The organism is Cellulosilyticum sp. I15G10I2 (assembly GCF_900095725.1).
In the GTDB taxonomy this organism is placed as follows: Bacteria; Bacillota; Clostridia; order Lachnospirales; family Cellulosilyticaceae; genus FMMP01.
The window spans coordinates 163,218-189,449 of the sequence record NZ_FMMP01000028.1 but is presented as its reverse complement, the minus strand read 5'-3'; the positions used below and the strand labels follow the sequence as shown (position 1 = coordinate 189,449).

At 34.1% G+C, this 26,232-nt stretch carries 28 protein-coding genes; 26 read left to right on the top strand and 2 right to left on the bottom strand.

Features of this window, described 5'->3' with window-relative positions:
* Positions 1–11: 11 nt before the first annotated feature.
* The 13 genes from BN3326_RS19810 to BN3326_RS19750 all read left to right on the top strand — a co-directional run bounded on the left by BN3326_RS19810 (position 12) and on the right by BN3326_RS19750 (position 10,678).
* A complete protein-coding gene (locus BN3326_RS19810; protein WP_070000982.1) occupies positions 12–464 on the top strand; it encodes a GNAT family N-acetyltransferase in 453 nt (150 codons plus the stop codon).
* 482 nt (positions 465–946) lie between these two features.
* A complete protein-coding gene (locus BN3326_RS19805) occupies positions 947–1,171 on the top strand; it encodes a PF20097 family protein (protein ID WP_070000981.1) in 225 nt (74 codons plus the stop codon).
* 204 nt (positions 1,172–1,375) lie between these two features.
* Positions 1,376–1,765, top strand: a complete 390-nt coding sequence (locus BN3326_RS19800; protein ID WP_070000980.1) for a hypothetical protein — start codon at positions 1,376–1,378, stop codon at positions 1,763–1,765.
* 198 nt (positions 1,766–1,963) lie between these two features.
* The gene (locus BN3326_RS19795; RefSeq protein ID WP_242876038.1) at positions 1,964–2,446 is read left to right on the top strand and encodes a GNAT family N-acetyltransferase; all 483 of its coding nucleotides are present in this window, start codon (positions 1,964–1,966) and stop codon (positions 2,444–2,446) included.
* A 182-nt stretch (positions 2,447–2,628) separates the two neighbouring features.
* A complete protein-coding gene (locus BN3326_RS19790) occupies positions 2,629–3,594 on the top strand; it encodes a hypothetical protein (RefSeq protein ID WP_083258974.1) in 966 nt (321 codons plus the stop codon).
* Positions 3,595–3,789: 195 nt separating this feature from the next.
* Positions 3,790–4,245, top strand: coding sequence for a GNAT family N-acetyltransferase (locus BN3326_RS19785; RefSeq protein WP_070000979.1), 456 nt, complete (start codon positions 3,790–3,792; stop codon positions 4,243–4,245).
* The gene (locus BN3326_RS19780; RefSeq protein WP_070000978.1) at positions 4,242–4,628 is read left to right on the top strand and encodes a VOC family protein; all 387 of its coding nucleotides are present in this window, start codon (positions 4,242–4,244) and stop codon (positions 4,626–4,628) included. The genes BN3326_RS19785 and BN3326_RS19780 overlap by 4 nt, the downstream gene beginning before the upstream one ends.
* 220 nt (positions 4,629–4,848) lie before the next feature.
* A complete protein-coding gene (locus tag BN3326_RS19775; protein WP_070000977.1) occupies positions 4,849–5,694 on the top strand; it encodes a cell division protein in 846 nt (281 codons plus the stop codon).
* Positions 5,695–6,253: 559 nt separating this feature from the next.
* A complete protein-coding gene (locus tag BN3326_RS19770; protein WP_070000976.1) occupies positions 6,254–6,829 on the top strand; it encodes an AAA family ATPase in 576 nt (191 codons plus the stop codon).
* Between the two features lie 240 nt (positions 6,830–7,069).
* A complete protein-coding gene (gene arr / locus BN3326_RS19765) occupies positions 7,070–7,486 on the top strand; it encodes an NAD(+)--rifampin ADP-ribosyltransferase (protein WP_070000975.1) in 417 nt (138 codons plus the stop codon).
* Between the two features lie 134 nt (positions 7,487–7,620).
* A complete protein-coding gene (locus BN3326_RS19760; RefSeq protein ID WP_070000974.1) occupies positions 7,621–8,133 on the top strand; it encodes a dihydrofolate reductase family protein in 513 nt (170 codons plus the stop codon).
* 400 nt (positions 8,134–8,533) lie between these two features.
* Positions 8,534–9,730 (top strand): flavodoxin family protein, encoded by a 1,197-nt coding sequence (locus tag BN3326_RS19755; protein WP_070000973.1) that lies wholly within the window; start codon positions 8,534–8,536, stop codon positions 9,728–9,730.
* A gap of 204 nt (positions 9,731–9,934) precedes the next feature.
* Positions 9,935–10,678 carry a CPBP family glutamic-type intramembrane protease gene (locus BN3326_RS19750; RefSeq protein ID WP_070000972.1) on the top strand — a complete coding sequence of 248 codons (744 nt, stop codon included), beginning with the start codon at positions 9,935–9,937 and terminating at the stop codon, positions 10,676–10,678.
* A 178-nt stretch (positions 10,679–10,856) separates the two neighbouring features.
* On the opposite strand, the gene BN3326_RS19745 is transcribed toward BN3326_RS19750, so the two are convergent.
* Entirely contained in the window at positions 10,857–11,276 is a 420-nt protein-coding gene (locus BN3326_RS19745) for a pyridoxamine 5'-phosphate oxidase family protein (RefSeq protein ID WP_070000971.1), read from the bottom strand.
* 94 nt (positions 11,277–11,370) lie between these two features.
* On the opposite strand from BN3326_RS19745, the gene BN3326_RS19740 reads away from it, so the two are divergent.
* From BN3326_RS19740 to BN3326_RS19680, 13 genes are all read left to right on the top strand, one after another.
* Positions 11,371–12,315 carry a helix-turn-helix transcriptional regulator gene (locus BN3326_RS19740; protein WP_070000970.1) on the top strand — a complete coding sequence of 315 codons (945 nt, stop codon included), beginning with the start codon at positions 11,371–11,373 and terminating at the stop codon, positions 12,313–12,315.
* Positions 12,316–12,626: 311 nt separating this feature from the next.
* Complete coding sequence (locus tag BN3326_RS19735) at positions 12,627–13,487, top strand: helix-turn-helix transcriptional regulator (protein WP_070000969.1); 861 nt, start codon at positions 12,627–12,629, stop codon at positions 13,485–13,487.
* Between the two features lie 364 nt (positions 13,488–13,851).
* The gene (locus tag BN3326_RS19730) at positions 13,852–15,288 is read left to right on the top strand and encodes an ABC transporter substrate-binding protein (protein ID WP_070000968.1); all 1,437 of its coding nucleotides are present in this window, start codon (positions 13,852–13,854) and stop codon (positions 15,286–15,288) included.
* A gap of 226 nt (positions 15,289–15,514) precedes the next feature.
* Complete coding sequence (locus tag BN3326_RS19725; protein ID WP_070000967.1) at positions 15,515–16,495, top strand: carbohydrate ABC transporter permease; 981 nt, start codon at positions 15,515–15,517, stop codon at positions 16,493–16,495.
* Positions 16,492–17,337, top strand: coding sequence for a carbohydrate ABC transporter permease (locus tag BN3326_RS19720; RefSeq protein WP_070000966.1), 846 nt, complete (start codon positions 16,492–16,494; stop codon positions 17,335–17,337). The genes BN3326_RS19725 and BN3326_RS19720 overlap by 4 nt, the downstream gene beginning before the upstream one ends.
* A 333-nt stretch (positions 17,338–17,670) precedes the next feature.
* Positions 17,671–18,708 carry a LacI family DNA-binding transcriptional regulator gene (locus BN3326_RS19715; protein WP_070000965.1) on the top strand — a complete coding sequence of 346 codons (1,038 nt, stop codon included), beginning with the start codon at positions 17,671–17,673 and terminating at the stop codon, positions 18,706–18,708.
* A gap of 230 nt (positions 18,709–18,938) precedes the next feature.
* Positions 18,939–20,096 carry a substrate-binding domain-containing protein gene (locus tag BN3326_RS19710; protein ID WP_083258973.1) on the top strand — a complete coding sequence of 386 codons (1,158 nt, stop codon included), beginning with the start codon at positions 18,939–18,941 and terminating at the stop codon, positions 20,094–20,096.
* Positions 20,097–20,208: 112 nt separating this feature from the next.
* Complete coding sequence (pstC, locus tag BN3326_RS19705) at positions 20,209–21,291, top strand: phosphate ABC transporter permease subunit PstC (RefSeq protein WP_070000964.1); 1,083 nt, start codon at positions 20,209–20,211, stop codon at positions 21,289–21,291.
* A complete protein-coding gene (gene pstA, locus BN3326_RS19700) occupies positions 21,257–22,195 on the top strand; it encodes a phosphate ABC transporter permease PstA (protein ID WP_070000963.1) in 939 nt (312 codons plus the stop codon). The genes pstC and pstA overlap by 35 nt, the downstream gene beginning before the upstream one ends.
* Complete coding sequence (gene pstB, locus BN3326_RS19695; protein ID WP_070000962.1) at positions 22,195–22,968, top strand: phosphate ABC transporter ATP-binding protein PstB; 774 nt, start codon at positions 22,195–22,197, stop codon at positions 22,966–22,968. The genes pstA and pstB overlap by 1 nt, the downstream gene beginning before the upstream one ends.
* 19 nt (positions 22,969–22,987) lie before the next feature.
* Positions 22,988–23,488 (top strand): hypothetical protein, encoded by a 501-nt coding sequence (locus BN3326_RS19690; protein WP_070000961.1) that lies wholly within the window; start codon positions 22,988–22,990, stop codon positions 23,486–23,488.
* Positions 23,489–23,616: 128 nt separating this feature from the next.
* Positions 23,617–23,886 carry a hypothetical protein gene (locus BN3326_RS19685; protein ID WP_070000960.1) on the top strand — a complete coding sequence of 90 codons (270 nt, stop codon included), beginning with the start codon at positions 23,617–23,619 and terminating at the stop codon, positions 23,884–23,886.
* Positions 23,887–23,897: 11 nt separating this feature from the next.
* Entirely contained in the window at positions 23,898–25,157 is a 1,260-nt protein-coding gene (locus BN3326_RS19680) for a DNA polymerase Y family protein (protein ID WP_070000959.1), read from the top strand.
* A 104-nt stretch (positions 25,158–25,261) separates the two neighbouring features.
* Here BN3326_RS19680 and BN3326_RS19675 read toward each other — a convergent pair whose 3' ends face one another.
* Positions 25,262–26,122 (bottom strand): AraC family transcriptional regulator, encoded by an 861-nt coding sequence (locus BN3326_RS19675; protein WP_070000958.1) that lies wholly within the window; start codon positions 26,120–26,122, stop codon positions 25,262–25,264.
* Positions 26,123–26,232: the final 110 nt, after the last annotated feature.

Below are 26,232 nucleotides of genomic sequence, written 5' to 3'. Positions count from 1 at the left end.
GGAGGCAGATCATGAGTGCTGATTACAATATAAGATTCATTAGATATGACGAACTTAGAGCTTTGTTAGATTTATACAAGCACTTTGACAATAGTGATCCAGAGCTGGAAGATAATGAGGAGCTGAAAAAATTATGGGATTCAATATATAATAACCCTAATTTATATTATATAGTTGTAGAAAAAGAGGGCATCTTAATAGCAACATGTAACATTACAATTATTAAGAACCTAACAAGGTGTGCTAGACCTTATGGCTTAATTGAGAATGTAGTTACACATAAGAAATATAGGAACAAAGGATTTGGAAAGCAGGTAATAAAAAAGGCAGTAGAAGTAGCAATGAATAATAATTGTTATAAGGTAATGGTGTTAACAAGTTCAAAGAAGGATGAAACACTTAATTTTTATAGAAGTTCAGGATTTAGGGATGATATTAAGACTGGATTTATAATGAAGCTTTGATTTAATTTGTATCAGATGAAATATGAAGAAAACCAGTCGGGCTTCGTATAACAAGTTGATTCCAGTGCGCTACGCACACCCTCTCATACTTCGAGGGCGCATGGAATCACAGATGTTATACGTAATTCCCCCTCATTTCGTGGTTGTTCTTTTGGGTCGCAAGGTCATTGTAAGTAGCCGTAGTTTTCTTGATATTTGGCATTGATTGTTTAGTAGATTATACAAGATGTGACTAAAAAGCAAAATAAATGTAGCGAAAAAATATTCTAAAAAACATCGAATAAAAGGGGGACAAATGAGAGGGAGTATACTTGAAATCGAAAATATAGTAAGTTATCCAATTCACGTCGAGACAGTAGGAAAATGGATTTTTAATCATATAATACCTATAACATGTAGGTAAAATAGAAATTTGTGAAGGAGATTACTAAGATTTAAGATAAAAGGAAAAATATAAAAAGAAATCCACAGGAGGAATAACCATGAATTGTCCAATGTGCGGTAACGAGATGAAATTTGGAAAGATAGGTGCAAGAGCAGGTGCGGGATTGTTCTGGTTGCCTGATGAGGAAAAAGTAAAGTTTATTGTTAGCAATAATATAATTGAAAAACATAATGGGATTGTATTAGTTGATTGTAATGAATGGCAGATAAGTCACACAGCATATGTTTGCGAAGGGTGTAGAAAGGTAATAATAGACTATTAATAATAGTCTATTATTAATAGTATTACAAATTCCAATTTGTCAGTGAGATTATGAGTGGAATGGGCATTTTGTAAGGTGGATTTTTCAGTAAAAAAACTGTAAGTACACTTTAGAGGGACGGAGATACGGAGACATTAGGTAACATTGCGTAGTGATTCTTTTTGTAGGAATTATAGTTATATTCAACGAAGAAAGAGGTGTAACATGAGATTTAATGGTATACTGATACGATTTGATTGTACTAACAATCAACAATTTGATGCTATTGGAGAATTTTGGAATTTCATGACACAATTATATTCTAAAGCGGAACTTAAGGGTTTAGGGTTTAATTGGGCTAATAATAGTTTTGATTATGTGATAGGAGAGTTTGAAGGAAAGTATGATTATTCATTTGATATTATTAGTCAAACCTATCCGGGTTCAAAGAATGTAGTAGTAGAACTGCCAGATCATGGATGGAGGACTTATACAGGAAAACTTGAGGATATAGCTAATATATATGAAGCCATATATAGAGAGGGAGCGCTAGATTATGAGATTGAAGAATTCGACCTTAAAGGTAATTGTAAGATTTCTATTTTACGACTATAAAGCTTGAGCATACAAACTATTTTGATTGGTGTTTTTTGGATGCTACATCACCTAATAATGCACTCAAGTTCGTTTTGACTGATTAGGGTTACCCCTTTTTAGAAGTTGTAGCCAAAGCACATTCCTCAGCTTAAGATAAGAGCTATCTAGTCCTGAGAAACATCTTGTGTGCCGGGACATTAGGTGATAGATAATACTATGATTAAGAAAGGGCACATTCTGATGAATATAAATTTTAGAAGGGCAGTTATTGAGGATATAGATAAGTTAATTGAGGTGCAAAATAGAAGTTTTCATGAGGATTATATAAAGTATAATGAATGCCCGTCTTATAACGAATCAAAAGAAGACATGTTTAATTACATAAGTAATTGTATAGTTTATGTTATTGAATGTAGTTGTGAGATAGTTGGGGACATAATAATTCGTAAAATAGATGAAGAAAATTATTATTTAAGAGTTTTGTGTATTGTTCCAGAATTCCATAATCTTGGAATAGGTCAGAAAGCCATTGAATTTATCGAAAAAGATAATACTAAAGCTAAAAAATGGGAATTGATTACTCCGTTTGAGAGTGTAAGAAATCATTATTTTTATCAAAAGATGGGATATATTAAGGTAGGAGAATACAAGCATTCAGATATACTAACAATGTTTAAATATGCAAAAGAAGTAGAATGATATCAATCATTAAGTAGAGATGATAGTTATTGCTTTGACTTTAGTAAGGATCCATAGTATCAACCGCCTAACAATGTGTTCAAGATGCCATAGACACTAAGCTAAGTCTGGCTAAGTGTCTATGGCATCTTGAATACGGAGATGTTATACGCAATAATTCACTATCCAATTGGAGGAATAAAATGAGTAGAAAACTGATAACTATAATTGGCTTGCTATCAATATTAATATCTATTATCATAATTCTCATAATTAAAATAATTGGTAATAAAGATCAAATAATAGAAGTTAAAGCAGATAGTGACTTAGGATTCTATACAAACTATTATTTGTATATTCCACATAATATTGATAGAGAAAATATCAACTATTTGCTGGTAGAACCTAATAACACTGGAACAGTTAGTGATGATCATAAAGTGCATGAAGCAGATGTAATTGAAAAGATAAAGGGTGGCCTAAGTGTGCAAATCGCTAAAGAGCTAAAGATACCATTGTTAGTACCTGTTTTTGACAGACCTAAAAGCAAGTGGGAGATGTACACCCATGCTTTAGATAGAGATTCTCTTATGAACAAAGAAGGAGATTTAGGAAGAATTGATTTGCAGCTGATAGGCATGCTTGATAATACGAAAAAACTTCTTAAAAAAAGAGGGATAAAGATATGGGATGAAGTATTAATGACAGGATTTTCTGCATCTGGGAATTTTGTTAATAGATTTGCTGCAATTCATCCTAAAAGAGTAAAAGGAGTTGCTGCAGGAGGCGTCAACTGTATGCCTATTTTGCCAATTGAAAATCTGATGGAATATCAATTAATCTATCCAATTGGAATATATGATTTAAAAGAGATTACGGGAGTGGAATTTGATTTAACTGCATATTCGGATGTTGCTCAGTACATATATATGGGAAGCGAAGATGAAAATGATACTCTACCTTATGATGATGCATTTAGTGATGAAGAAAGGAAACTAATATTAAATGTACTAGGTGGGGATATGCATGAAAGATGGGAAATATCTAAAGGGATTTATGAAGAAGTGGAAGTACCTGCAGAGTTAGTGATGTATGAAGGTATAGGACATACAATTAATGAAGAGATACTTAATGACATAGTGATGTTTTTTCAGAGAATTATTTACTAGGATGTTTCCGTGAAGTACAATGTATAACAATGCACTCAAGTTCGCTTTGGCTAATTAGGGGTCACTCTATTTTAACAGATGAAGCAGAGGACGCCACGTCCTGTTGCGGATTTGAAAAAATTGACTATAAGATTTGAAATACGACATATAATGCCTGTAACATGCAGCTAAGTAGGAATTTATAGGAGGATCGTTATGGAGATAAGGAAAGTAATGGAAGACAAAAAACAATACATTGACTTGTTATTGTTAGCAGACGAGCAAGAAAATATGGTAGATAAATATCTCGAACGCGGTGAAATGTTTATTTTAGATGACGGCGGTATAAAAGCTGAATGCGTGATTACAAAAGAAGCGGATGGTATTTATGAACTCAAAAACATTGCGGTCATGGCTGATTACCAACGTAAAGGCTACGGCAAAAGACTGATAGAGTTTCTGTTTTCCTATTATCCCGATTGTAAAACTATGCTTGTAGGAACTGGAGACACCTCTGATATACTTAGTTTTTATCATAAATGTGGCTTTACGGAATCACATCGAATAAAAAACTTTTTTACGGACAACTATGACCACCCGATATTTGAAAACGGAAAACAACTCGTTGATATGATTTATCTAAAGTGGGAGTATAGGGAGGATTCGTTATGAAAAGATCAATGATGCAAGCATATGTTACAAGAAGTGATGAGGCGGTGGCTCTTTATCAAAAGGCTTTTGATGCTGTTCTCATCAGCAGTTATCCAAATGAAGATGGAACGTTTTTTCACTCAGAGCTTGATATTCAAGGGGAAATTTTAGCTGTGGCAGAACGAAATTCTGAATATGCTATTATTGGTGAGGAAACGTTTACAGGAAACGTAATGCAGTTTTGTTTACATTATGGAGAAGGTAACGAAGAAAAGGTGCGGAAAGCATATGAAGTGTTAAAAATTGATGCTAAAATTTTGATGCCGCTTGCACCATGTGAATACAGTTTACTTATGGCAGATTTCATTGATAAATATGGTATTAGATGGTGCTTATTTGTATAATGCGACTTTTGGGATAAAAAGATAAAATGAGCAGAACACGAAACTGACAAATTCCAATTTGTGAGTGAGATTATGAGCGGAATGGGTATTTTTTAAAATGACAATTCAAGGGGGTGTTATCTGAGATATCTTGTTGAATGACATGCACAATCTAGTTTTTGTGGATACGGCTATAGATAAAAAATAAAAAGTAAAATAGACAAAAAGGTAAGGTAAGAATATGACTAAAAGCAGATTTGATTATTTCATAACACTAATTGTGGCATTGCCTGCTGTTATTATCGGAGCAATTGCTATGAGTGTAAATAATATTCCGAGTATAAACTTTGTACTAAATATTATTTGCCTGTTAACTGGCTGGTTAGTTTCATGTTGCGTAATATCTAAAAATTCAAAAATTAAAAAAAGCGGAAATTATGGAAAAATAAGAATTGTCTTGATACTTATGTTATATGTAATAACTTTTATTGATCTAGGAATGGATGGCGTTCATAGATGGTTATCCTTAGGACCAATAAGGTTATATATATCAAGTATATTTGCTCCTATACTAATAATTGAGTTATGGGCACTTTTGAAAAATAATAATGAATTATTGGTTGCAGTAATTACAATAATAGTAGCTATTCTGCTAGTTTTACAACCAGATGCATCGCAGTTAACTGCGTTTGCAATTCCTATGATGATAATCCTTTTTAGTAAGATTAATAACAAAATTCTTTCATGTTTTATAATCGGTATATTAATCTCTTTGATAATCACTTCATGGATATTCTTAGATTCTCTTCCAGCGGTAATATATGTAGAAGAAATAGTTGGGTTGGTAATGGGTATGGGCTTGATATGGTCTATTCTTGGAATTATTTCGCTTATTATTTTACCAATGCCATTTTTATTTTTATCAAAGATGAACGAGAGAATATTATCAAAGTGTCTAGGCTTATACTTTGTAATCTTAATTATTACCACTTCTTTTGGGAATTTTCCAGTTCCACTAATGGGATATGGTATTTCGCCAATAATAGGTTATTTAATGGCAATAACTTGGTTAATTAAAACTAAATAAGAACAATAAGTTCATTATAGACGTGAGATTCGTCTGTTGATAGTTTCCGATTGGGCACATTATCTAACAACTATTCTTAGTACATAAACTTTTATGTATTTTAAAATGAGAAATATGGTATAATTAATAATAGCTATTTTGAATGAGGCGATATCAAGGGATATGCTAAATCAGATGCAATAGAAACTTTAAATAGATTACCAGATGAAGCTTCTTGGGAAGAAATAATGTATGAGCTTTATGTCTTACATGGAAGAAAACTATTAGACGACAGAGAGTAGATGACCTTATAGAGATAGAACTATAGGTCATCTTTTTTTGTAAACAGTTGAAAACTAGATAACAATGTGTTCAAGTTTGTGCAGTGGGGGAAGTCTCTGGAGCGGTGCCGCACACACCCAAGACATTAAGCCAGAGCTGGCTAAGTGTCTCGGGCGTTTTGAACACGGGGACGAAAAGCGTTATCACTTCCTATAAGAACGTCTTGAGTTCGAAAAAGTTATAAGATAGGATACTTGAGATAGAAAAATACTTGGCTTTTGAAAAGGGAGGCATTAAATTGATTAATAGGATACATATATTAGGAGCATCTGGGTCAGGGACAACTACTTTGGGAAAGGCATTATCTGAGAAACTTAATTATGTTCATCTTGATACAGATGATTATTACTGGAAGCCTACAAACCCTCCATTTCAGGAAAAAACAATTTGTGAAGAAAGACAAGAAACATTGAAAAGAGATTTGTTAAATAATAAAAAGTGGATATTATCAGGATCGCTTTGTGGCTGGGGAGATATTTTCATACCATATTTTGACTTAGTAATATTTCTTTGGATACCTAATGAATTACGTATGAATAGGTTAATGGAAAGAGAAAGAAGAAGATACGAAGAAAAGATAGAGCCAAGTGGTGAGTTATATAAGCAGCACATAGAATTTATAGATTGGGCATCTCAATATGATGATGGGGACTTGAATATTCGAAGCAGAATATTACATGAAAAATGGCTTCATGAACTAAGTTGTAAGGTAATAAGATTGGAAGGGGTATTTGAGCTAGAAGAGAAATTAGACAAAGTACTAGAATTTATTGAAGCTGAAAGTAATCATGGCTTGGGTATTCCTATTGGGTGACAAGTATCCCATCTTATAACAATGCATTCTCGTTCGCTGCGCACATTCCCCGGCCTAACCGAGTTGGAGTTATCCAAATTCAAGATAAGAGCTATCTAAGGTTGAGAAACGTCTTGAGTGTGGAGATGGTAGCTAAAAAGTCATGTTTTATATAGATGTATTTCCGTTGGAATAATAGGGGTAAAGCGTCATGGTAAGATATTATACACAAATTTAAAAGTATAAAAGAGGTGTGTCAGCATGAATGACAAAGAAGATATTTTAGATAATGGTCCTTTTTTTCATGGTACTAAAGCAGAACTAAAAATTGGAGATTTATTAGAATCACAACACTTGTCAAATTACCAAGATAAAAAATCTAACTATATATATTTTACTGCAACATTAAATGCCGCTAAATGGGGTGCTGAATTAGCGACAGCTAAATCAAAAGAAAGAATTTATATTGTAGAACCATTAGGTGAATTTGAAAATGACCCGAATTTAACTGACAAAAGATTTCCAGGAAATCCAACACGTTCTTATAGATCTAAAGCTCCTTTGAAAATAATAGCTGAATTAGGTTCATGGGAAAGACATTCCGATGAAGAAATAAATCATATGCTTTCATCTTTGAAAAAGCTAAGGGATGAAGGAAAAAATGTAATATATGATTAATCCATAAATATATAAGGCGAAGGAACGTTTAAAGTACGAGGTCGCTAGACAACAGATAATGCTAGGTATTTTGTCCAACGTGAGTGTGGGATTATTTATAGTTTGATAAAGTGAATACTAGGGAGGGTTGAAAAATGAGTGTATTTTTTTACGGTTGCATTACTATGGATGGTTATCTTGCTGACAAAAACCATAATCTGGACTGGCTTTATCAAACTGGTACAATAGAAGAAACTGGTTATGAAAGCTTTTATAAAAGCATGGATATTACTGTAATGGGCAAAAGAACATTTAATGAAATTAAAAATATAGAGAATATCAGCAGTCTTTATCCGACTACTAAAAATTATGTTTTTACACATGCTGAACGCTTATCAGTCAGGGACTTTATTCCTACGAATTGTGATATTGTTGAATTTGTAAGGCAAATAGAGAGGAATAAAAATATTTGGATTGTTGGAGGAAACACAATATTAGCTCCTCTGTTAGATAATGACATGGTTGATAATATAATAATACAGATTGCCCCTGTGTTATTGGGGGGGGGAATACCATTATTTTCACAAAAAGAAGTATTGAAGCGATTTTACTTGCAAGAAGTAAAAAAGTATGGACAATTTGCGGAATTAATTTATAGAAAAATATAATTCATTTGCTTCGCATCTCTCTTTGCTGGGGGCAAATACCGCCTTCGAAGAAAAGCTTTGTGGGTCCAGTTCAGAGACGTTGGCAACAGGAAATCATTATCTGAGTGTAAGTTTACATGCAACAGATGATGGAAGAAAGCTGTATGAGAGTTTAGGGTTTGAGGCCTAAGGGGATACAGCCAATAGAAGATTTTATTTCAAAAACATGATGTTAGCATTCTAGGTTTATCAAAGGGCAACCGTCTTTATCTTACTATATTTATTACTGCTCAAGATCAGAACGGACTCTGAGTTGATATCTAATGACTAGAAAAAATGTAGTACTACGAAACGAAATGGTATCAGATTATATTCTGTATGCAATAGCACATAACATAAAGAGATTGAAGGAGAGATAAGGGTGAAAACTATATTTGATCTAAGAGAGAGGCAAGATAATGAAATTTATGAGATCATACAAAGTCTTTATGATGAACCTTTAAAGGTTGTTAGATTGGATGATAAATCAATTAATGCGTGCATTGGATGTTGGAACTGTTGGCTCAAGACTCCTGGTAGATGTGTGATGAAAGATCAAATGGCTGAATCTTATTCCGACTATGTAAACAGTGATGCTATAATTTTATTAATCGATACAGCACAAGGATTTATTAGCCATAAGGCTAAAGCTTTTTTTGATAGGACAATTCCACACTATCATCCATATATAAAAATTGTAGATGGAGAATGTCATCATGTTGCTAGATATAAGTGTTATCCTGATATGGTATTTTACTATGATACTGAAGGATTAACTACTCAAGAAGAGCATGTTATTGAAGATTATTTGTATCGTACTGCCTACCATTTTCAATCTAAGGCCTACCGCGTTATAAAAGATGGCAGTATTCAACTAGGTTTACTGGAACCAAGGAAGGCTAAAAGACAGGCTGTGGCCTTTAATTCAATTGAACCCATGGAAAAACTAGTGATTTACAATGGTTCGCCGAGAAGGAGTGGCAGTAATTCCGGACTTATTCTGAAAAAAACCCTTGAAACCCTTGGGGATAGGGTTGAGATTCGTGATTTGAAGGAAGTAGATAAATGGGGGGAGTGGGCAGATGCTTTTAAAACAGAGAATAATGTCATGTTTTTCATGCCCTTGTATGTCCATGCAATGCCTTCCCACGTGATGGGATTTATCGAGAAACTACAAGCTTCCAGAGGAAGTATAAGTTTTTTTGTGCAATCTGGCTTTCCGGAAAGTAGTCAGTCTCACTATCTTGAGGCATATTTTGAACAACTAGCCCTTAGATTGGGAAGAACTTACATGGGTACAGCCATTAAGGGTGGGATAGAAGGTTTGCAGATGAGGCCTATTAAAGCTCAAGAAAAGATTATTGAACCAATGGTAAAATCCATTGCTAACTTGGTGTGGGGAGGAAGTTTCGACACAAAGAGTATTTGCCAATTGTCTAGACCCATTCGGTTGGGAAAGGGTATGGAAATTCTCTTTGAGGTACTTAGTAAGACTGGGCTAGTAAATTTTTTCTGGGATCAACAACTTAAAAAAAATGATGCATATGAAAAACGATTTGATTGCCCTTATATATTTTAAAATAAGAAAAGTGATATGTCTTAATTCTGTCAATGAATTCGCATATTTGAAAGGGCTGATTCGCAATATTTTTGCATCAATAACTTATAAAAGACTGTTTGGAAAAATAACTTTTATAGAGTTGAATTTGAATATAACAGCAAAAGTATATATACATTCGAAAACGTTAGGAGAAATTTAAGAATAGAAAGAGAGGGTGTGTGAATGAATACGTTGCAGATGCTAATAAGTTACTTTTTAAGAATTTTTCCAGGAATAGGATTGATAATGTTAGTGTTTGTTCTAATTAAACCAAATGTTTATTTTAGAACAGTTATCTATATTTTTGCTTTTATACTGGTGCGTGATGCTATGACGCCATTAGGATTATGGACTCTTGGTAAAGAAAAGGGAATAATATGGTTGAGGATGAGTTCAGATCCCATATTTTTAATAATATTTGCAGGTATTAGTTTAATTGCTGTTTTTGCTCTACATAAACTTGATAAAGAAAATGGAAAGTATTTAATGTGGTTTCGTGATAAAAAATTTACAGGTTTAATATATGGAATACTTGGATGTATAGTTGTCGTGACACCTTTTTTAATATTATATAGTGGTATAGATATTAACAATAGAGGTGGCAGCGTTAATATCTCAATTTTATTACCATTATTATTATTTTCAATGTTTGGCAACCTGTTAGAAGAGTGTTTATTTCGTGGATATGCGCTCGGTATATTGAAAAACAGTCAAAATTGTTTGATCGCGGGTATTAATACAGGTGTAATATTTGCAGCTTGTCATATTTTCTTAGCAATTACTGTTACTGACATTGGACTCCCTATTTTAATATTTACACTTTGGGAAGGTATAATAGCAGGACTAGTTGGTAGTAGATATGGCGTTATTCCTGCTACCATAACTCATGGAGGGGCAATATTTATTTTAAGCGCAGGGCTTATATAGGAAGCCTACTCAGCCTAACAATATACTTAAGCTCGCTTTCCTATCTTGAATTCTGAATTTGAAAAAGCCAAAAAACATTTCTCAGCCCAAAATAAGAACTATCTAGGGCTGAGGAACATTTTGAGTACGGGGATTTTATGTGATATTGCACACTAGTCTTACAAACAGAGTGTATTTATTAAGCTAATGATAATATATCAATATTTTCAAAGTCTAATGTAACTTCTGCTGTATCGAATTTGATTTCAAATAATATAAGAAATTGACCGGCCTGTTCAATCGTATCTTTATAATCCGGTATTTTTGATATGAAATGATCCTGTACATCAAAAACACTTAAGCTACTTTTGAAAACCTGCCCTTTTGCTTTAACGTGTTCGGTTCCATTATGAGGTATGGTAGTAAAAGCGACATTTCTATTTTGCTCAAATTCTTTTATTTTTGCATTATCCCCAAAAGTAGCGAAGTATAAGGTTTTGGAATTTCCCTCATAAAAGAAATTTACGATTCTAACATTAGTTACATTATTAACACTTGTAGCAAGGGCAATTTCTGCTTGAGTACTCATAATTCTTTGGAATTCTTTTTTTGTATTCATTTTACTTCTCCTTTGATTTTATTTTAACTATAGTATATTATTAAATGGTATCAATAGGTGACACTTTTTTATTTATCTAGAGGGGAAGCGTGTAATGGGAAAAACTGAAAGAATAAATAATATTATGATATATCTTAAGGATAAGAATTATTTTAATTTAAAAGATATTATGGATAGATATAATATTTCTAAAAGTACCGCCTTACGGGATATACGGTCTCTTGAAGAAATAGGTATGCCGATTTTTTCTGAAGCTGGAAGAAATGGAAGGTACGGTATTCTAAACAATAGGTTATTATCTCCGATTATTTTTACTATTGACGAAATGGATGCCCTATATTTTGCAATGATAACATTAAAGGCTTATGAATCTACACCATTTCACTTAAGTTTATCTGTATTAAAACAAAAATTCGAAGCTTGTATTTCTCAAAAACATATTGAAGTACTAGGTAAAATGGAAAAAATACTAAGCTTGGAAGTCTCCAAGCATTATAATAATAGTCCTTTTTTAAAAGATATATTAAAGATGGCAATTGATGAAACAATTGCTAAAATAACATATAACAAGAAAGGAATCAAAGTACAATATACTGTACAGTTTTTTAATATCTCAGCAACATATGGTCAATGGTATGTGACAGCATTTAATTTTAATACAAATTATGTACAGGTATTTCGTTGTGATAAAATCAGCGCTCTTTGTGAGGGTAAAGGTTATAGGCCAAAATCTATTGATGAATTATCTGCCCTTTCAGAAGCTGTATTTAAACATGAAGGCGCAACGGATTTTGAAGTTACAATATCGCCTAAAGGAGTAGATTTATTCTATAAGGAGCATTATCCATCCATGCAACTTCACAGCGAAGATAAACAATACGTTATTAAGGGGTTTTACAATATAGGTGAAGAGAATTTTATTACAAACTATTTGCTTAATTATACGGATAACATTACTTCCATAAAACCACAAAAGTTAAAGAGACTTTTAGAAGATAAAATTTCTCTATTACGAAATCATTATAATAGAATCAAATGAAAGACCTTAAATACAACTCTTAATAAGCAAAAATGCCCTTTAGAAAAGATGTTATCTTTTTTAGAGGTTTTTTTGTGTAAAATTTTGCTCTATTAAATTGAACAAGAAATTGTTAGAAAAAGAATGGTATAATTAGAAAATATGGACAATAATTATTTTAGTGAATTGTTGAGAAACGGCATCTTAAAAAAAGATATTAATCTAGGGGTTATATAAAGAGTATCAAGACATGCCATTATAGCACACAGAAAAATATTTTTTGATTTGTACGACATGAATACTATTCTATTTGAGTGGGAGGGGTTGTTTTATTGATCGAAAATTTAAAAGGAACCCATGAAACCGTAAATTATCAAGGCGATTTTAAGATTCGAATCTATCCAAACAAGGAATATGAGGATTATCCTCAGCACTGGCATACTGATATCGAAATCATCATGCCCATTAAAAATAATTTTAAGGCCACTATAAATGAAATAACATATAATCTAGATGTAGAAGATATTATCATTATTCCACCAGGTGAGCTGCATCAGCTCTATGCACCGCCCACTGGATATCGGATAATACTTCAATTTGACTGTACCTTGCTTTGCAGTTTAAATGGTTTCAACTCAGCATTTCATATATTTCGCCCTTGTGTGTGCGTTACGCCTTCTTCTATGCCAGATATACATAAAGAACTTTCATCGCTTATTCTAGATATAACTTCCGAATATTTTTCAAATAGAGTATTTGGAGAAGCTTCAGCTTACTCTATGCTTATCCGCTTTTTTACCATTTTAGGACGTAGTTGTATCAATAGAAATGACAAGTTATCAAGTATAAAAAAACAAAGACAGCATGAATATATAGATGTTATTTTAAATGTATGTAACTATATCAGTGATCATTGTACTGAGAATATAAATGTAGATGACATTGCTAGTATAGCAGGATTTAGTAAATATCACTTTGCACGCATTTTTAAACAAGTTATGAATACATCATGCTATGAGTATTTAATTAGTTGCAGGATCATGCATGCAGAGAAATTATTGATCAACCCAGATTTACCTATCATGCAGATTGCTATGAAATCTGGATTTAGCAGTCTGGCGACATTTAATCGTGTATTTAAAGCGAAAAATCATTGTACGCCAAAGGAATATAGAGCTATTTACGTCATTTAATTTAATAGACTAGTTTAATTATCACTTGTATTGGGATAAGCATAGAATAATTATGGCCTATGCTTATTTTTTTTATTTGATTATAGTTCCTATATTAAAGGTATAGAGCAATATTTGGGAACTTTGTGAAGTAAGTAGATAACTAAAATCCACTAATGTTTAGACTGAATAAGCATGATTTGTATAATAAATTACTAGTGTTAAAAGAGTTTTACTATTATGATTATAAATTTTATATAAAAATATTATAAAAAATAAGCAATATTTGAACATAAGATAGCAAGATACAAGAAGCATGTCTGGATGATATCTTATATAATTCTAGTGTATTACTATAGTTAACACTATTTTTAGGGGGGATATTATGAAACGTATTTTTACATGTTTTCTTGCTGGCGTACTTTTTGTGTCTATGACATTAACAGGATGTGCTAATACTAATAGCACCAAAGAGAGCTCTAGTACAAACACATCAAACAATTCAAACACTTCAAGTGCTCAAGCCACAACAAGCACAGAGCCAGCAGCGGATGTTACCGATGATCCAAATGTTAAAGTTCTTAACGTTTGGAGTTTTACCGATGAAGTGCCTAAAATGCTCGAGAAGTACAAAGAGCTTCATCCAGATTTTCCTTATGAAATTAAAACTACTATTATCGCTACAACAGAAGGTGCATACCAGCCTGCACTCGACCAGGCACTTACAGGTGGTGGGGCAGATGCACCGGATATTTTCTGTGCAGAAGCTGCGTTTGTACTGAAGTATACGCAAGGAGATGCTTATAAGTACACTGCGGCATATAAAGATCTTGGCATTGACGTGGATAAACTCTTAAAAGAGGCTGAAATCGCTCAGTATACAGTTGATATTGGTACAAACCCTGAGGGTAACCTTGTCGGTCTTGGGTATCAAGCCACTGGCGGTGCGTTTATCTATCGCCGTTCTATTGCAAAAGATGTTTGGGGAACAGATGATCCTGCGGTAATCAAGGATAAAATCGGTCCAGGCTGGGATAAGTTCTTTGCAGCAGCAGCTGAATTAAAAGCTAAAGGATATGGTATTGCATCAGGAGATGGTGACGTATGGCATGCCGTTGAGAACAGCTCTGAAAAGGGTTGGATTGTGGATGGCAAGCTCAACATTGATCCAAAGCGTGAAGAATTCTTAGATCTTTCTAAGAAACTTAAAGACAATGGTTTCCATAACGATACACAGGACTGGCAAGACGCTTGGTTTGCTGATATGAAAGATGCCGGCCCACAAAAAATCTTTGGTTATTTCGGTCCAGCATGGCTTATTAACTACGTTATGGCAGGTAACAGTGGTGGTACTAAACCTGGTGAAGGTACATTTGGAGATTGGGCAATATGTGAACCTCCAGTGGGCTTTTTCTGGGGAGGAACATGGGTTCTTGCGAATAAAGATACTAAACTTCAAAAAACTGTAGGAGATATTATTGAGTGGATTACACTCGATAGCTCTGAAACAGGACTTCAGTACTTCTGGGCAAACGGTACTTTGAACGGACCAGGTGGCACAAAGGATACAGTTGCTTCTGGTACAGTTATGAAAAAGTCAGATGGTGCTCTTGACTTCTTGGGTGGACAGAATATGTTCGATGTATTCGTTCCTGCTGGTGAGTTTGCGAATGGTAAGAATTTAACACAGTATGACGAAACAATCAATCTGAACTGGCGTAATCAGGTACGTGAGTACACTGCTGGTAACAAGAGTCGTGAACAGACTTTAGCTGACTTCAAGCAGCTGATTGCTGATAACCTTGATGTTGTTGTAGAATAGTTTAATTTATAATCAGGGGCGGACGAAAGTCTTTTCAACCGCCCCAAAATGATCTCATGAATTTGCGGACGAGAAGTTCAAAGGTTTTGCATTTGTTCTCATTGTATTGATCCATGCAAGCCATGCCATTTATTTAAGCAAGCTTGATAAATGGCATGGCTTACATAGGCTCATTATGCTTTCAATATATAATAAGACTATAATATTTTACTGGAGGTAAATGCCTATGCGACGTAAGGGAGTTAGCTATGCTAAATATGGTTACTTATTTTCCCTGCCTTTTGTGCTTGCATTCCTGTGTTTTTCGTTATATCCTACAATTTATACAGCCTTGATTGGCTTTACGGATTTAAAAGGTATGGGTAAAAAGGATTTTAATTTCTTAGCAAATCCATTTCAAAACTTCGAGCTGGTGCTTAAAAATCCATCTTTCCAGACGTCATTAATGAATACGTTATTGATTTGGATCATCAACTTTATTCCACAAATACTGCTTGCGCTGCTGCTCACTGCGTGGTTTACCAGCAGACGCTATAAGATAAAGGGGCAAGGTGCATTTAAAGTGCTGATGTATATGCCCAATATTATTACAGCGGCGACGATAGCTATACTCTTTAATGCGCTGTTCGGCTACCCCATGGGCCCTGTTAATGATTTATTTAAAGTGTTTGGCTTGTCTGAAACGCCAGTGAATTTTCTTATTCAGAAATGGACAGCAAGGGGCATCGTGGCATTTATCCAGTTTTGGATGTGGTATGGTTATACAATGATCGTACTTATATCAGGGGTCCTAGGTTTGAATCCCGAACTTTTTGAAGCAGCGGAGATTGATGGGGCATCAAGTGTGCAAACGTTTTTTTACATAACACTTCCAAACTTGAGGACGATATTGCTCTTTACACTGATTACAAGTATGATTGGCGGTTTACAGATGTTTGATATTCCAAGACTATTTCTTCTAGGTGGACCAGACAATGCTACGCTTACGACAAGTGTTTTCATTTATAATCAAGCATTTAGTGGAAGTTATCTTTATAATCGTGCGGCAGCTGCAAGTATGCTTATGTTTATTATAATAGCGATACTATCAGCGATAATCTTTTATCTTATGCGGGATAAATATGAGATAAAAGCTAATAAAGAGAAGAAAGCCTATATGAAATCGTTTAGAAAGGCCGAAAAGGCGGTAGGGAGGGCAGAAATATGAAACAGGGGATAAAGCTACCTCACCTATTGAAAATCGTTATTTACACTGTCTGTATTTTCTTGACGCTTTTAAGTATATTACCGTTTTGGATTATGTTCGTAAATGCTACCCGTGGAACCTATGAGATTCAGCAGAATGCTGTAGCGCTGTTACCTTCAAAGTTTTTTTTCAGTAATTTGCAGATATTACTTGGTAAAAGCTTTAATCCAATGAGGGGTTTTATTAACTCAGCGATAATCTCTATAGGAGTAACAGCTTGTGCAGTGTACTTCTCATCGCTTACTGCATATGCTTTAGTAGTGTATAACTGGAGATGGCGCCAGCCGTTTTTTACGTTTATCATGGCTATTATGATGATTCCTGCTCAGGTAACGAGCATTGGTTTTTATCAATTTATGTATAGCATCAATATGACGAACAATTTTTTGCCACTGATCCTTCCTGCAATCGCTTCGCCAGCAATCGTATTTTATATGCGGCAGTATTTACTTGCTACGCTGGCGATTGATATTGTGAATTCCGCACGAATAGATGGAGCTGGTGAGTTTAGTATATTTAATAGAATAATAATACCTATAATGAAACCCGCTATCGCGACGCAGGCCATTTTTGCGTTTGTACTAAGTTGGAATAATTTATTTATGCCGTTGATTTTACTTACTAACAGTGATAAATATACAATGCCAATCATGGTAAGTCTTCTAAGGGGCGATATCTATAAAACGGAGTATGGCTCTGTGTATTTAGGGTTGGCTCTGACGGTTTTACCACTCTTTATAGTATATTTCTCATTGTCGAAGTATATAATAGCAGGTGTTGCATTGGGTGGCGTGAAAGAATGATTTATTTAACTTTGAAAATGAAATAGTCTATTTTAATATAAAAAGGTCTTCCCTCACTCTTCACTTAAGTGATATGTTTTGTGGGAAGACCTTTCCTATTTCACAAGTGTGTACGTTTTTTTGCACACTTTTTTGTGGCTTGTAGTTAGCATATAATGAAAATCATAGAAGACATTTAGTGTATATGCTGCTAAAAATAAAGGGGCGTAAAAAGAGTATTGAAATTATTCAAAGAAAATGTTAGTATCAAAGAAGTTATATGAAAACATTTTCATATGTATTCGTTTATAAGAAATTAAATCATGCTTAAGACAGTGAAAGGAGGCGGTGGTTATGGCGACTATAAAAGATGTAGCATTAGCAGCAGGTGTTTCGGTTGCAACAGTATCTAGAGTACTTAATAACACAGCCCCAGTAAATGAGGAAACAAGACAGAAGATACAAAGTGTCATAGAAGAACTGCATTATCAACCTAGTATGATTGCCCGAGGCATGAGAAAGCAGCAGTCAAAAGTCATCGCTGTTATGGTACCAAGCTATGAAAATCCTTATCATATTAAGCTTTTTAAACATATAGAAGATTATGCAAGGCAAAGAGGCTATCGTTTGATATTAGTAGGAATGGATGAAGGCAATGATTCTGAACATGAGTCTATCATGGATCTTATGACAAGAAATGTAGATGGTATTATTTTATGTACTTATAGAGGTAACAAGCATAATATTAAAAATATTATGCATTTATCCAAACGTCTTCCTATTATATTTATGGATAATTTTGAGTTTGATGAGGCCATTAGTTCAGTGGTAATAGATGGCTACCAAGGGATGTGGGAATTAACCAATCATCTTATAGCACTTGGTCATCGAGCGATTGCTTATATTGATGGCAGTTCGGGATATAAGGTGGCTAATGAAAGAAGAAATGGCTATCAAAATTGCTTAAAGAAACATGACATTCCACTCGAGCCGGAACTGATTTATTATGCAGATTATGAGATCAATGCAGGCTATCATGCATGCAAGTATTTTATGGAAGCATGTAGCGTACGTCCAACAGCGATTCTCTCAGCAAATGATATTATGGCAATAGGTGCTATTGGGTATTTAAGAGAAAAAGGGTATCGTATTCCACAAGATATAGCTGTAGCAGGCTTTGATGATATCTATTTAAGTCAGATAGTTGTGCCTAATCTTACGACATACAGGCAGCCGTTAGATATCATAGCTGAAGAAGTTGTTAAGTTATTAATGGATAAGATAAGTACACCAAATAGCGAAGAAAGACAAATGATTATTAATGGAGAGCTTGTTGTTAGAGGTTCTACAGATGCAACAAAACTTGATAAGATGTTTCAGGTAACAGTATAATAATTACAAAATAGGAATGTCCCCTAAAGAGATCATACGTATCTTTTAGGGGACATTTTATTATGAATTTAATTAAAATATTCAGGCTTAATTAAATATAAAAGAATATATAGTTTAAAAATTTTTACTATTTTAAATTTAACAAATGTTAATCTGTATTTAATACAAGTATATTATTTATTTAATATAAGTAGAGCAAAATAAGCTTAACAAATATAGGGAGGTTTTTTATGAAAAAATTAGTAAAAATATCAGCACTCTTAGTCACTTCGTTTATGATGTTATCAAGCGTGACATATGGAGCATCTAAAGTTACAGCAAAAATTGATGGATCACCGATTAATTTTGATGTATCACCGGTAGTAGAAAAAGGGACAACACTTGTGCCGGTAAAGTTTATTGCAGAGGGGCTAGGGGGAATAGTCACTACAAATGGCAACACTGTTAAGATTGAGTCAGCTGATAAGCAGATTGAGCTAACTATTGGTTCAAAAAATGCAACAGTAAATGGTCAAGTCAAAACTTTAGAAACAGCAGCTAAAACGGTAAATGGAAGGACCTTAGTACCTCTTCGTTTTATTAGTGAAGCATTTGGAGCAAAGGTAGATTTTAACAAAAGTACAAATAATATAGACATTACATACTTTTCAGATATGAAAGGAACGCTTAAGATAGGCGGTTCGACAACTGTACAGCCGATTGCACAACAAGTGGCAGATATTCTTAACAAAAGAAATACAGGCTTATCTATTAGTGTTGCAGGTGGGGGTTCAGGTGCAGGGATTAAAGGGGCTGGAGACGGTACATTTAATATAGGGCTCTCTTCAAGAGAATTAAAGGATACTGAAAAAGGTCTACATGAAGTGATTATTGGTAAAGATGCTATAGCGGTTGTTGTAAGTAAAAACAATCCTCTAAAGAGTTTAACGAAGCAGCAAATAGCAGATGTTTTCAGTGGAAAAATTAAAAACTGGAAAGAAATTGGGGGTAAAGATGCAGCAATCTTTATTCAAACAAGAGAAACAGGATCTGGTACACTTGCAGCGTTTGAAGAATTGGCTATGGCTCCTCTTACAAAAGATGCTATTCCAGGTTATGCAACACCGCATAATTCTACACAGCTTTTATTACAGGCGGTAGCAAAAAATGAGAATGCTATTGGATTTGTTTCAATGGGTTATTTAGACAATACTGTACATGGGGTAAATGTTGGAGGCGTTGCCGCAACACAAAGTAATGCACTTTCAGGGAAGTATCCATACGTTCGTCCGCTTATGTTAGTAACTAAAGGGGTTCCTTCAGGAATAGCGGCAAAATATATTAACTACATAAGAAGTCCAAAAGGTCAGCAGATTCTAGTTTCAGAAGATTATCTTCCAATTAATTAGTATTTAATAGTAGTATTAAAAGACTTTAAAAATATAAGCAGGCACATATCTCAAAATAGGAGTTGGAGTGAAGCAGACGAGAGGTAGGATAGCTTAATGAGGATCCTGCCTCATGTTTGTATTAGTTGATATTTATAGTAGGGAAGGGTTAGATATGGATAGATATAGCAGACATAAGATTAAAGAAAAATTTAAAGATAATATGTTTGAAATAGGATTATTGTTCTTTACAGCACTTTGTGCTGTTGTTTTGATATTTATATTTATATTTATTCTGCAACAATCTTTTAAAGTTTTTAAAGCTAGTGGCCTTAAATTTTTAACCGAAGGGGGTTTTTCTGAACAAGTTTCAAGTGCATTTAATGCCAGTGATATTACAGAAACCTATATATTTGGAGGATTGGGGCTGATTATGGGAACACTGCTCACAACCGTAGGAGCACTTTTGCTGGCGGTACCGCTAGGTGTAGGAACGGCCGTTGTTATTTGTGAGCTTGCACCTTATAGATTAAGAAGTTTTTTATCTTCTGTTGTAAGGCTACTCGCTTGTTTACCCTCTATTATTTATGGGCTTGTAGGACTCATGGTTATTGTACCGCTTATTAGCAATTGGTTTATTACTACAGATATGCAAATAAAGTATATTTCAGATCCTGTCTTGCCGATGCAATTAGATGGAAAGAGTTTGCTTGCGGGAATACTTGTTCTGACGATGATGCTCTTACCTATTATAACGATATTATCTGTAGATGCAATTAAAGCAGTCCCTAAAATGTACAAAGAGGCGGCCTTTGCATTAGGCTATTCTCACTGGAAGGTTATATGGAAAGTTATTCTTCCAGCAGCAAAGGCTGGTGTTATGGCAGGTGTCATATTGGCTGCAGGGAGGGGAACAGGAGAAGCTATTGCTTTATCTATGGTATGCGGAGGTATAAGTAATGTGCCACAGTTAATACATGGCGGTGTCTTATTTCTGACACCAGTGCTTACGCTTTCCTCAGCTATTGTTAATAAATCAGAGGCTATGAGTATCCCGGCTGTTGAATCTGTACTGTTTGCATGTGCTGCAGTACTTCTGCTAACTAGTATTATTTTGAGTTTATTCACTAGAGTGGTAGAATATTTAGTAAGTGGTAAAGGAAGGAGCACAGGAGATTTACATGAAGAGATATCTTATTCAGAACAATATCTATAAAGTTTTATGCTGGATGTGTGCACTTATTGCAATAGCTGGATGTTTTGGAATTATTATTTATATAGGGATAGAAGGACTAGAAAAAATGAATTTAAATTTTCTTGTAACAGAGCCTAATCCTACTTTTCACAAGGAAGCTGCAGGAGGGATAAGCACCCCTATCATAGGAACACTTATTCTGACAGTTATGGGGACATTAATAGCTTTTCCTTGGGGGCTTTTAACAGCTGTTTATCTTACACAGTATGCTAAAAGAGGAGTTATGGCAAATTTTTTTAAGCTTGCTATTGAGGTACTCTCAGGCGTTCCGACTATTGTTATTGCCATCTTTGGCCTTGCTATTTTTTCAAATCCCTTTTTTGCTTTTTTAAGCAGTAAAGTGGATCATGTAGAGGGGATCCAAAAAGCTTTTGGAAGATCCTTTTTAGTCGCAAGTATTACTATGGCTGTTATGATTCTACCCTATGTTACTAAGACTTGCATTGAAGCTGTTAGTGCTGTTTCAAATGCATATATAGAAGCCTCCTATGCGATGGGAGCTAGTAAAAGATATACCATTATAAAAGTGCTTTTGCCTGCTGCTCAAAAAGGTATAGTGACAGCAATTATCTTAGGGATGGGACGTATTATCGGAGATACTGCTATTGTATGGCTTACCCTTGGAGGAACACTAAGGATGACAGGGGTACAGCCGTGGTATGGCGTCAAAAACTGGTGGAGTACGCTGACGAGTACTGGTTCTACACTAACATCCTATATTTATTACACATCACCAGCAGGAGAAGGGAATATGCCAGAGGTAGCTTTTAGTGCATCATTATTTTTAATAATAATTATTATTTCACTTAACTTTATTGTGGATTTAATAGGCAAATCACAAGCATTAGAGGGAGAAGATAAATAATGAGTGAAAAGTCTGCAAGTATTCATATTAAGAATGTAGATGTATTTTATGGTACGCATCATGTTCTTAAAAATATCAATATGACCATCCAAAAAAATGCTATAACTGCTTTTATTGGGCCATCAGGATGTGGCAAAACAACTCTGTTAAAGTCAATTAATCGCATGAATGATTTTATTAGTGATTTTAAATTAAGCGGTAATATTTTGGTAGATGAAGAAGATATTTATCAGTCTGACAAACAACAGTATCTTATTGAATTAAGAAGAAAAATAGGGCTTGTATTTCAAATGCCTAATCCATTTAGAACGAGTATTTATGATAATTTAAGTATGCCTATTTTAGAAAAAACACCTAAGATACCTACAACAGAGATGAATAAGATCATACTTAAAGCGCTGGAGTGTACACATATTTATGAAGAGGTCAAAGAACGCTTGCATATGAGTGCTGAAAAGTTATCGGGAGGACAGCAGCAACGTTTATGCATAGCAAGGGCACTGGCGATAGAGCCGGAAGTTATACTTTTTGATGAGCCGTGCTCTGCATTAGATCCTATCTCTACTTTGAAAATTGAAGATTTGCTGGGAGAACTTAAAAAAAACTATACGATTATTATTGTAACACATAATATGGAACAAGCTGCACGTATAGCTGATTATGTAGGTTTTTTCTATGAAGGGGAGCTTGTAGAATATGATACATGTAATAAGCTTTTTGATGTTCCTGATAAAGAACTTACTCAACGATATATAAGCGGAAAATTTAGTTAAACTAAAGGAGACACTAAGTATGAAAAAATTTTTAGTAGTAATGGTATGTGCATTATTTATAACAGGGTGTGGGAAACGTGATCTTGTTACATATGAAATTCAAGAATATCCGGTAGCTGTTGAGACTACTAAGGAAATAAAAGATGAAGCAACCTCAGAAGAAATTATGAAGCGTGTAGAAACTTCTGTATTAGAGGAGTCTGTTCCAATACCGGATAATTTTCCAATAAGTTATGTACCTATTATAGATGGTGCACAAATTATACAAGGAGAAAGCAAAATTGAAGCAGATAAAACTATCTTTAATGTGATTCAAAGGGTCAACTTAGTTCCAGAAGACGCCTATAATTATTATAATGAGATTTATGCAGATTCTCCGAGTTATGTAATAAGCAATGCAAAAGAGGACGAGACGATAACCGTAGAGCGGATAAAAAATGGATTAAATGCTACGTTGCGGTTTATATCAGATGAAGAGGGGAAAAGCAAAGTTATCATCCAAGCAGTTATAATAAACTAAAGGAACAGTTAAAAAGTTCGCCAGTTTTGTAGTAGTGTATAAGTCTTAAGATAAGTTTATAGTTTACAAGAATCTTCCTTTTTGATATAATACAATCAAACATATGTTCGGTAACAAGAGGTGGTTTTATGGAACTAAAAAATATACCTATTGAGACAATTTCTAAATGTAATGCAGTGGGAGATATTGTTCCTTTACGTATTCGTTTAGAAGATGAGACACATAGATTAGTGACTGCTGATATCGTTCAAGTAATATATGCTGCTGAAAAGAATTTTGCAGGATTAAAAACCTTTGATTATGGCTGTAAAGTAGTCATTGACCAAAGAGAGCAGTTATTGGAACTAAGATATTATGTTGTATCACACAAATGGATCATTAGAAAAGTCTTATATTAAGTAGGTGCATTATGAGTAATCCCATTATTTTTCATGTGGATGTTAATTCGGCTTTTCTAAGTTGGGAAGCTGCTTATAGGGTTGGAATTTTAGAGGAAACCCTTGATTTAAGAGATATACCTTCTGCTGTTGGCGGCGATATAGAGAAACGTAAGGGTATTATTTTAGCTAAGTCCATGCCTGCAAAAAAATACGATATCAAAACGGGTGAGCCAGTGACATCAGCACTACTTAAATGTCCCAGTCTCACTATCGTAAAGCCTAATTATGAACTTTATGTGCGATGTTCTAAGGCTTTTATGGAGATACTAAAAGAATATACTCCCTTAGTTGAACAGTATTCTATAGATGAAGCTTATATGGATATGACGGGCACACAAGGTTTATATGGCTCGCCTGTGACGATAGCAAATCTTATAAAAAATAGGATATATAAGGAGTTAGGATTTACAGTTAATATAGGCATTTCATCTAATAAGCTTTTAGCTAAGATGGCTGGAGATCTCAAAAAACCAAATAGGGTACACACGCTGTTTCCGGAAGAGATAGAAGAAAAGATGTGGCCGCTTAATGTAAGAGAATTGTTTTTTGTGGGGAGTGCTACAGAAAAAAAACTTAAGATGCTAGGCATTAATACAATTGGTAAGCTCGCAAAGGCGGATATAAACCTATTAAAAGTGCATCTGAAAAAACAAGGAGAAGTAATACATCAGTATGCAAATGGGATAGACTTCATGAAGATTATGCATGAAACAGTACCTAATAAAGGGTATGGGAACTCAACGACTATTCCTTTTGATGTCAGATCTGAAGAGAGTGCAAAGTTAGTATTGTTGTCCTTATGTGAAACAGTATGTACACGGTTAAGAGCTGATGATGTTAAAGCCGGTTGTATTACAGTAACACTAGTAGATACTTATTTTGAACATTCATCACATCAAAAGACATTAACCTCTGCAACCCATGTAACAAACGAGGTTTATGAACATGCTTGTAAAGTATTTGATGCATTATGGAATCATAGAACACCTATTAGACAGTTAGGCGTACACACAAGCAGGCTTACTGATGGCAAAGCTTATCAATACAATATATTTGATATGTTTAAATACGATAAGTATGAAAAGTTAGATAAAGCGATAGATAATATAAGAAACAAATATGGAGAAGACTCAGTCATGCGAGCTACATTTATAGATTCAAAACTAGAGCATATGGCTGGCGGCATTTCAAAAGAAAAAAAATCAGGCATAACAAAGGCTCAGGTATGAAGATTTTAAAAAGAATGATAAAGAGAGAGTTAGAGGAGAAGTATGCTCCATCTAACTCTCTCTTTGTAAGCATGTATATTAGAATAATGCAATCAATAGAAATTTTACTGCCAGGTTTTTCTGTAATTTAAGGGAGTTAAATGTGTGATACGCTTAAATTGTTTAATAAAGTTACTTTCGCTTAAGAAACCAACAGCTGATGCAATCATACTAATAGAATTATTGGTAGTTTTAAGAAGAATCTTTGCTTCGTTAATGCGGTAGTTGATCACATACTCATAAGGGGTTGCACCTGTATATTGCTTGAAAATCTTCAAAAAATAATACTTAGAAAGGTGGATAAGCTCAGCAAACTCATCGATATTAATTTCTTGCCTATAATTTTTAGAAATATAGTCTATGACTTTATTAATACTTTCCTTATGCTGTATATAATTTTTATTATTTGTTTCATTAAATTTACTAGATAATATATGCATTAATATATTGGAAAGGTGGGTTGAAGTGCATACACTTGAATAGGTGTCACTTACACTTGATAAACCCATCAGGCTGCTATGATATTCTTCAAATGTTAAGGGATCTAAAATAATAATGGCATGACATTGTGTTTCCATTATAAGGTTCATATAAGTCTGGGCGCACATACCTCCGAAGTGTATCCATCTAAAAACCCAAGGCTCTTTAGAAGTAGATTTATAATAATGATACTTATTGCAGTCAATAATCACAGCCGTATAGGGCTTTAATATATAATTAGTATTTTCGTATTTCAAATGCCCTTCTCCGGAGCAGGTATAAATCAGTAAGTAAGTATTTTTCTCATCCCTCTGTGTAAAATAATTCTGGCCTGCATAAAATAGGCCTATTTCCGTCATATAAAAAGGAAGCTTATAGGATGCAGTGTGCGGGGTAATCGTCACCCACTCAGAGGCATTAGATATATCTAATTGATATTCAAACATAGGCATACCTCCCAAGCTACAGTATATAAAAATAAGTATAAAAATCTTAAAAATAAAATAGCAATATTTTTGTATTTTTGAGCAACATAGGTTATTGAAGCACTGCAGAT

What these genes read in the sequence shown, in the direction of transcription:
- BN3326_RS19810 (WP_070000982.1), top strand. Translation starts at nt 12, where the DNA reads ATGAGTGCTGATTACAATATAAGATTCATTAGATATGACGAACTTAGA.
- BN3326_RS19805 (WP_070000981.1), top strand. Translation starts at nt 947, where the DNA reads ATGAATTGTCCAATGTGCGGTAACGAGATGAAATTTGGAAAGATAGGT.
- BN3326_RS19800 (WP_070000980.1), top strand. Translation starts at nt 1,376, where the DNA reads ATGAGATTTAATGGTATACTGATACGATTTGATTGTACTAACAATCAA.
- BN3326_RS19795 (WP_242876038.1), top strand. Translation starts at nt 1,964, where the DNA reads ATGATTAAGAAAGGGCACATTCTGATGAATATAAATTTTAGAAGGGCA.
- BN3326_RS19790 (WP_083258974.1), top strand. Translation starts at nt 2,629, where the DNA reads ATGAGTAGAAAACTGATAACTATAATTGGCTTGCTATCAATATTAATA.
- BN3326_RS19785 (WP_070000979.1), top strand. Translation starts at nt 3,790, where the DNA reads ATGGAGATAAGGAAAGTAATGGAAGACAAAAAACAATACATTGACTTG.
- BN3326_RS19780 (WP_070000978.1), top strand. Translation starts at nt 4,242, where the DNA reads ATGAAAAGATCAATGATGCAAGCATATGTTACAAGAAGTGATGAGGCG.
- BN3326_RS19775 (WP_070000977.1), top strand. Translation starts at nt 4,849, where the DNA reads ATGACTAAAAGCAGATTTGATTATTTCATAACACTAATTGTGGCATTG.
- arr (WP_070000975.1), top strand. Translation starts at nt 7,070, where the DNA reads ATGAATGACAAAGAAGATATTTTAGATAATGGTCCTTTTTTTCATGGT.
- BN3326_RS19760 (WP_070000974.1), top strand. Translation starts at nt 7,621, where the DNA reads ATGAGTGTATTTTTTTACGGTTGCATTACTATGGATGGTTATCTTGCT.
- BN3326_RS19750 (WP_070000972.1), top strand. Translation starts at nt 9,935, where the DNA reads ATGAATACGTTGCAGATGCTAATAAGTTACTTTTTAAGAATTTTTCCA.
- BN3326_RS19745 (WP_070000971.1), bottom strand. Translation starts at nt 11,276, where the DNA reads ATGAATACAAAAAAAGAATTCCAAAGAATTATGAGTACTCAAGCAGAA.
- BN3326_RS19740 (WP_070000970.1), top strand. Translation starts at nt 11,371, where the DNA reads ATGGGAAAAACTGAAAGAATAAATAATATTATGATATATCTTAAGGAT.
- BN3326_RS19730 (WP_070000968.1), top strand. Translation starts at nt 13,852, where the DNA reads ATGAAACGTATTTTTACATGTTTTCTTGCTGGCGTACTTTTTGTGTCT.
- BN3326_RS19725 (WP_070000967.1), top strand. Translation starts at nt 15,515, where the DNA reads ATGCGACGTAAGGGAGTTAGCTATGCTAAATATGGTTACTTATTTTCC.
- BN3326_RS19720 (WP_070000966.1), top strand. Translation starts at nt 16,492, where the DNA reads ATGAAACAGGGGATAAAGCTACCTCACCTATTGAAAATCGTTATTTAC.
- BN3326_RS19715 (WP_070000965.1), top strand. Translation starts at nt 17,671, where the DNA reads ATGGCGACTATAAAAGATGTAGCATTAGCAGCAGGTGTTTCGGTTGCA.
- BN3326_RS19710 (WP_083258973.1), top strand. Translation starts at nt 18,939, where the DNA reads ATGAAAAAATTAGTAAAAATATCAGCACTCTTAGTCACTTCGTTTATG.
- pstC (WP_070000964.1), top strand. Translation starts at nt 20,209, where the DNA reads ATGTTTGTATTAGTTGATATTTATAGTAGGGAAGGGTTAGATATGGAT.
- pstA (WP_070000963.1), top strand. Translation starts at nt 21,257, where the DNA reads ATGAAGAGATATCTTATTCAGAACAATATCTATAAAGTTTTATGCTGG.
- pstB (WP_070000962.1), top strand. Translation starts at nt 22,195, where the DNA reads ATGAGTGAAAAGTCTGCAAGTATTCATATTAAGAATGTAGATGTATTT.
- BN3326_RS19690 (WP_070000961.1), top strand. Translation starts at nt 22,988, where the DNA reads ATGAAAAAATTTTTAGTAGTAATGGTATGTGCATTATTTATAACAGGG.
- BN3326_RS19685 (WP_070000960.1), top strand. Translation starts at nt 23,617, where the DNA reads ATGGAACTAAAAAATATACCTATTGAGACAATTTCTAAATGTAATGCA.
- BN3326_RS19680 (WP_070000959.1), top strand. Translation starts at nt 23,898, where the DNA reads ATGAGTAATCCCATTATTTTTCATGTGGATGTTAATTCGGCTTTTCTA.
- BN3326_RS19675 (WP_070000958.1), bottom strand. Translation starts at nt 26,122, where the DNA reads ATGTTTGAATATCAATTAGATATATCTAATGCCTCTGAGTGGGTGACG.